At 40.7% G+C, this 3,419-nt stretch carries 2 protein-coding genes; both read right to left on the minus strand.

Annotated elements, in window-relative coordinates:
- Positions 1 to 2,584, minus strand: a 2,584-nt coding sequence (locus A3761_RS19165; protein ID WP_156491955.1) for a hypothetical protein, incomplete at its 3' end; no start/stop codon positions are given.
- 102 nt (positions 2,585 to 2,686) lie between these two features.
- Positions 2,687 to 3,133: a hypothetical protein gene (locus A3761_RS19170; protein ID WP_068739717.1), complete on the minus strand. Its 447-nt coding sequence runs from the start codon at positions 3,131 to 3,133 to the stop codon at positions 2,687 to 2,689.
- Between the last annotated feature and the right edge of the window lie 286 nt (positions 3,134 to 3,419).

Raw genomic sequence — 3,419 nt, forward strand, 5'->3', positions numbered from 1 at the left:
GATAATCGACCCTGTTGGTTAGAACTTCTCCCGAAGCTGAATTTACAGTAGCCGTATCGGTAGTAATGCTTGATACAACCCAATTGTTGGAAAGCTGTTCACGGAAGCCTGTTGGTATCGAGTTCGCAGCATCATATAACCCATCTAAAGCTAGTGGAGCATACTCGATTTGACTGTACAGCCCATAACTATCTGTAACGCCGGTAAGCAAGGAGGTTGGGCCAAAATTATCATTCGTTGAGCATGCTATGCCCCACAGACTACGATAACAAAACTCTGAAAAGCCATCGTTATTGATATCGCCCACTTCGATTAAGTTACCATATCCACCTCTAACAGCTTCAAGCATAAACGGGACACGACTGCCGCCGAAGAGCTTATGCATAAAGCTAACCCATTGGCTCTGGCTATCTTCATTTACTTCAATATCTGGAAATATCTTTAATCGGTTTTCCAAATCAGCTAGTTCACTGCCATCACTATATCCACACTGTTCATATTCACTGTGAATTAAACATAAATCTGCCAAGCCATCTAAATTCCGATCAACAAATCTAAACGTGGCCGCTTTTGCATTCTTCGCATCGTCATCCATGTCTGCAAATGAATCACTCAGATCTAACCAAACAGAGGATGCATCAAATCCTTTACCGGTATTTAGGTGGCATACATAATCTTCACCGGATACATAACAGACATCTAAAAGTTGGTCGCCATTCAGGTTTGCTAGTCTAAAACCTGAGGCCAACTTATTGATATTTTGAACCGCGGCCTCTGCTTGTTGTTTCCAGTCATTATGGACTGAGGCAAATCGAGTCGTACTATTTGTGGAGGGCAAGGTAGAAGTTAGGCTCGATAAATTTACTTTGGAAACTTTCGCACCATATTCCAAGGTCTGTGTAGATGTATTGGTAGACGCCTCCTTACACACAAAGGCCTGACTTTCGTGTGAAACCCAGCAAAGGTCTTTATCGAAGTCGCCATCGATATCGATAAAATTGGGTGATGGGTAGCCTACTTCGAAAGACTCACTCATTTTTGAGCAGCTATTCGACTCATCACAATTGTATTCGTAGTCCCATTCCGCTTCGGCAAAGAAGTCTACATCGTTAAAACTGAACAGCTCGCTGCTAAAAGAACTACCATTCCCCTCATAACAACGATAATTCCCGTTATCATCAGTACCACAAATGTCGATATATTCATCTTCATTCACGTAAGCAAAAGAAACCCCCATGTACGATTTATTAATGGCGGTTGTCCAAAGAGAAGTAGAGTTTGAAGTAATATTGAAACTGTCACCATCACTAACACCACAACGAATCCCTTCATCATCCGTTATACAAACATCCGATTTACCATCTAGGTTTAAATCAATAAGGTTCAATAAACCGTAGGCTTTGAAGTCTTCGTTATTAGCTTGGTACGCTAAGTCGACACTCCAGGCTGTGGGTGGATCGTAGCTGCCCGCGTTATACTTTGCACACACGATTCCTGTATTGAGTTTGTAGTAACAAAAATCCGGATAGCCATTACCTGTTACGTCACCAGCGGCATAACTAGGTCGCTCTTCAATTGGAGAACTTAGCGCTCCACCATCTGGGTTATAAAAGTCATCTTCAACAACAATGGTTAAATCACTTTCTAAACGATCAATAACATTTGATGCGACAGGTAGCTCTTGATAGTGAAATGAAACAGGCTTTAAACATGCGCTATTATTCTCACTTGATGTGCCACTGAAACACTGAGTCACTTTGTTCAGGCGTTCTACATCAACGGCACTTTGTAGGAATTCATAATCAAAATCAAAGAAGTAAATTAAATCTCCATTTGGGGCGTTTACATCAATTCGATCTAAGAGCTTATGGTTATTTATACTTGCTCCGCCCATATAGTTATTGGAGGGAAGATTTTTGTCTTGATACTCGAAACTAACAAGGTGGCCTGAATATGAAATAGTAGACACCAAAGGTAAATTGCCATCGACATAGTCATACGTAATCGTATTATCAAAGATATCTTTCTTACTTACTAACAGCCACGTTGCAAACTGATTGTCAGTGTGACCGAAGCGTGCAAACTCTAACTCAAAACCACTTGGTGTATTTACAATCCAACGTTCAGGAGTGTAGTTGTTACCACCGATTGATTGGTATTTAGCGTTATTATTGTCGTATGTGCGATATTCAGTGCCATTTTGACCGTCATTTCCAGATACCGAGATCAGTCTTTGCCCGTCATGACAAAACCGACTTAGAGAATCAACTTGTATGCCTGACTCAAACCCATCTTTTTGATAGGTTGGTGTACATCGTGTAATAGCTGAACTGGCATTTAGTTTGAAACTTGGGCCGACAATACCGTTTGTCGCTTGAGCGCTATATTGCAGAGAAATAGGTGGTGAAACGTCATGAATACCATTCGGCAAAGGTAACGAGAGATTATAAGCAACACCGCCCTGGCTCACAGTTAAGTCACCGCTTATCTTTCCAACCACACTTGCATGGGCCTGGACGCTGATCATGCTAAGTAAAAGTACTGATACTAGGCCTGCAATTAACCTTCCCTCGATAATACGCACCTTACACTCCTTCCTTTTAACTCTAATAATAACGATTTACAGCCGTAGAAATTGATACGCTAAACGACCACAATACCTTCTTAAAACTCGAACTCTTACAGACTAATCTGCACTTGTCTGCTTCTCTTTAAGCAAACGATTTAATTCAATAATTTTCTGATCAGCCAGCGCATCTAGTTCTACAAATTTTTTATCATCCTCGACTAAATCAAAATATTTCTCCGCACCAGAAGAAACCGTATTCCTGGCCTGGTTCGTCGCGGAAATCACTTCTAACATTTCAGTTCTGCGTTCATCCGGGAGGTTACTGTACTTTTCCTTTTGAAGTGTCGTTAACAAGGTATCACTATTTTTCACAGGCGGTTTATCAGGTAAAGCGGATTCAATACCAATGTTTGAGCGATCTAACGCAGATAAAATTTGGTGTTTTTCTGCACCACTGGTTCCGGTATCTTTTATCTTTGTATCTGTGCCTGGGAGACTTAGATAAAGCAAACCCCCGATTACAATTACGGTCAGGCTAGTTAGCAAAATAGTGGTATTTTTCATATCTCTGCATTTCAATTAATTGAGAAAGGAGACGAAAAGAGAAGTAATAAAAATAGGCAGGACGTAATACGGCCGATGATCCCTTTGGCTTACAGACTCTCTAAATCCATTTAAATAATACGCTTAGTTTATCACGGAGATAGGCTTTAGTTCAAACACACAAAGAAAGTGAAGCAGAGCTCACATAAACCAACTTCATACATCAGAGCCGTAACGAAATAAGACTGTTATAATCGATGATCTAGCAACTCGATTCATAAGCGGTTTAGGGATTTACCTACTGTGA

It is taken from the genome of Oleiphilus sp. HI0123 (genome assembly GCF_001635315.1).

Coding starts and splice junctions, on each gene's coding strand:
- A3761_RS19170 (WP_068739717.1), bottom strand. CDS start 3,133: ATGAAAAATACCACTATTTTGCTAACTAGCCTGACCGTAATTGTAATC.